Origin of the sequence: Pseudomonas sp. LSJ-87 (assembly GCF_032971465.1) — a bacterium.
Taxonomy (GTDB): Bacteria; Pseudomonadota; Gammaproteobacteria; order Pseudomonadales; family Pseudomonadaceae; genus Aquipseudomonas; species Aquipseudomonas putida_Z.
This window is the reverse complement of record NZ_JAWJYQ010000100.1, coordinates 1-1,531: the sequence shown is the minus strand read 5'-3', so window position 1 is coordinate 1,531 and position 1,531 is coordinate 1. Positions and strand designations below refer to the sequence as shown.

2 protein-coding genes are annotated in these 1,531 nt (G+C 60.8%); both read left to right on the top strand.

The window, feature by feature from the left end; all coding sequences use genetic code 11:
• On the top strand, positions 1–612 hold a 612-nt coding region (locus tag RYH74_RS26235), incomplete at its 5' end, for a bacteriophage T4 gp5 trimerisation domain-containing protein (protein ID WP_410903330.1).
• Positions 612–1,531 (top strand): hypothetical protein (locus RYH74_RS26230; RefSeq protein WP_317410609.1); only part of this gene is annotated, 920 nt, incomplete at its 3' end. The genes RYH74_RS26235 and RYH74_RS26230, both read left to right, overlap by 1 nt.

Genomic DNA, 1,531 nt, shown 5'->3' with positions numbered 1-1,531 from the left:
CGCATGACCATCAAGAGCCAGACCCACAAGGGCAATGGCTTCAATGAACTGCGCTTCGAGGACGAACTCGGCAAGGAAGAAGTGTTCATCCATGCCCAGCGGGACCAGAACAATGTAGTCGGCAATGACGAGACCACGCGTGTGGGGCGTAATCGTGTCGAGCAGGTCGGTAATGACGAGCACTTGAATATCGGCCATGACTTCCGCCAGGAAACCGGGGGCGACCATACCCAGCTCATTGGGCAAGACTGCCGTGTAGATATCAAGCATGACCTGATCGAGAAAGTAGGCAACGACCGTAGCGAATCAACAGGGGCCAATCACCAGGCCTTTGTCGGAAAGGACGCCGAGCTTGTCGTCAAAGGTGCGCAAAAGGTCACCGTCGGGCAGGGCATGGAGCAACATACGACGATCTATCAGCTGCGCGCCAGTGAGCGCATCGAGTTCAGAACCGCGGGCGGCAGCATTGTGCTGGACGGGCAGGGCATCACCATCAACGGGCTGAAACTCGACCTGCTGGGGCAAACCAGCGCGGCTGCGTCAGGGGCTGGAAACAGCCAGCCACTCTCGCTTGCGCCTGACGCCAGCAAAAAGTGCGAGGCCAAGGTCTGATGCGCACCGATAACCTGGCCAGGCTCATCGAAAGCCATCATGGGGCGCACTTGTACTGCCATGTGCTGATAGATCCGCTTGCGACTGCTCACGATGGCGACCACGCCGTGCTTGCCGCGCTGCGCAATGCCCTGGGTGAGCAGGCATTGACCCGTGTGCACCGGGCCGACCTGGCCCATGCCCCCCAACTGCATCCCGTACTGGTCTGCCTGGCTTCGCCCGGCACGGTCCCCAGTCGCCGTCTGCTGGAGCTGACCGCCCGGGCAGCGCAGAGGGCGTTGTTTCAGCAACGGCGTTACCTGTGTGGCTGGCTGTTCAGTGAGGCGCCTTCGGCCGCTGTCGCGTCCCATCTCACGGCCTTGTGTCGGTTGCCCGATTCCAATCGGGAATTTGGCTGCTACCCGGTCTATGAACCCGTCCGTCTGGAGTTGCTTGCGGCGACGTTCGAGCGGCTTGAACAAGGCCCATGGTGGCCGATCAGTGATTGGTTGTTCCTGAGTAGCGGTGGGAGGTTGGCAAGCCTGAAAGGGCAGAGCGGGCAGCGACACCCTTTGCCGACCCCTGCGCGGCGAATTCAGGATGACGTGGGGCTGATCGAACGTGTGCTGGTTACCTGGAGAATGTTGCGGGCGGGTTCGCAGCATATCAATCAGTGTCAGATTCCACCGTTTGCTGCGGTGCGTGCTTCGAACCATGTCGATGATGCACGCAGGTTGGGCCTGAGCGAGATGGAGGACATCGTGGCCTTCGCTCTCCATCACCTGTGCATTCACCCCAGGTTGCACACCGTACCTGCGGTGGGCGAAATGATCGACACAGCGGCCAGAGGTCAGGCGCCTCTTGCCGCATTGCTCGCCCGCTACTCCGAGGCGCAATGGCGCCAACTGATCGAATGCCTGCCGAAATCCGAGAGTCGCTT